The sequence below is a fragment of the Rhizobium terrae genome, assembly GCF_003425685.1.
GTDB lineage: Bacteria > Pseudomonadota > Alphaproteobacteria > Rhizobiales > Rhizobiaceae > Neorhizobium > Neorhizobium terrae.
The window spans coordinates 1-1,625 of sequence record NZ_QJKM01000068.1 but is presented as its reverse complement, the minus strand read 5'-3'; the positions used below and the strand labels follow the sequence as shown (position 1 = coordinate 1,625).

The 1,625-nt window shown below is 57.0% G+C and carries 1 protein-coding gene and 1 pseudogene; one reads left to right on the top strand and one right to left on the bottom strand.

The features are described from left to right. Positions 1-248 (top strand): annotated as a pseudogene (locus DMO26_RS33405) (transposase); the annotation flags it as partial. 238 nt (positions 249-486) lie between these two features. Here the strand turns inward: DMO26_RS33405 and DMO26_RS33400 are convergent. After that, on the bottom strand, positions 487-1,539 hold the full coding sequence (locus DMO26_RS33400) for an IS110 family RNA-guided transposase (protein WP_117196531.1): 1,053 nt from the start codon (positions 1,537-1,539) through the stop codon (positions 487-489). Positions 1,540-1,625: the final 86 nt, after the last annotated feature.

The following is a 1,625-nucleotide window of genomic DNA, read 5'->3' as shown; positions in this document are numbered from 1 at the left end:
TTAGTGAAGCCCAGATCATGGCGGTGTTGCGCCAGGCGGAAGGCGGAATGCCCGTGCCTGAGCTTTGCCGGGAGCATGGCATCAGCAGCGCCAGTTTTTATAAATGGCGATCGAAGTATGGCGGTATGGACGCCTCGATGATGAGCCAGATGAAGGTTCTTGAGGAAGAGAATCGTCGATTGAAGCGGATGTATGCTGACTTGAGCATGCAAGCCGATCTGCTGAAGGAGGCTCTCGGAAAAAATGTATGGTCCGCCTCGTCCGTGCAAGGGTACGTGACATCGCAAATGACGATTCCAGTTGCATAAATGTATCCGGCCTCTCGCGAGTAAACTGCGGTTGCAGCCAGGCCATGATGAGATCCGCACACGCCGTTCCCAATAAATGACACGGGCAAATAGCCCATTTTTTTACCCAGGGCTTACGGCATGTTGATCCACTGTTTCGTCATCACTATTCCCGAGCCTTGCAATCGAACCAGGAGCACTAGGCGAATGCAGGATCTCTGCGCTCGTAGAATGCTCCCGGCTTTGTCAGGACGACCCAGGCGATCCGGGCCATTTTGGCGGCAAGTGCGACAACAGCTTTGTTTGGATGCATTCGGGCTTGGAGACCATCCAGCCAGCTTCCCAGTCGATCCTTTGTTCGGTCGAGGTGTCGAAAGCAGGATCGTGCACCATGAACCAGCAGTTTACGGACATATCGGTTGCCTCGCTTGCTAATCCCGAGAAGCTTCTGCTTTCCTCCGGTCGAGTATTCTCGCGGCACAAGGCCTAACCATGCGGCCAGATCACGGGCTTTCTGGAACTGTCCGCCGTTTCCGACAGCAGCAAGCAGTGCTGTCGCACCGAGAGCTCCTATTCCGGGGATTGTCATGAGCCGGCGCGCAGAATCCTCTCGATCAGCGATCGCTTCGATCTCGCGTGTGACATCAGCAATCCGCTTTTCCAACTGACGCAGATCGGCAAACAGCTCGCCGAGCAGTTTGCGCATTGCCGGCGAGAGATCGTTTGCTGGATCTCGGAGAGCCTCGGGCAGGTCGAGCTTGAACAGACCTGCACCCTGGCGTAGCGCCACACCGTATTCGAGGCAGAAGGCGCGCATCTGGTTGATCAGGCGGGTTCGCGTGCCGATCATCTGGTCACGGACCCGGTGCAAGGCTTGAAGGTCGGCCTGTTCCTCAGTCTTGAGTGCAGCAAATCGCATCGTTGGTCGCGTGGCGGCCTCAGCGATCGCCTCCGCGTCGATGGTGTCACTCTTGTTCGACTTAACGTAAGGCTTCACAAACTGGGCTGGGATCAGCCGGACCTTGTGACCGAGCGCCTGGATCTTCCTCGCGATCCACTGAGACCCTGCGCAGGATTCCATCCCGACGAGCGCCGGTGCTGCACGCTGGAAGAATTGAAGCAGCGTGTCCCGTCGGAACCTAACCCGTTGGACAACCGTACCGTCGTTCCCCAACGCGACGACGTGGAAGATGTTCTTACCAATATCAACTCCATAGACCGCTGCGGGAAGCGGCGCATTGCGTTTAGGCATAGCAACCTCCTTTGATTTGACCGCCTCATGATGCGGCAGGAGGACGAGGCGGACCATCCCATTAATGACGCGGCCATCTCAGCGCC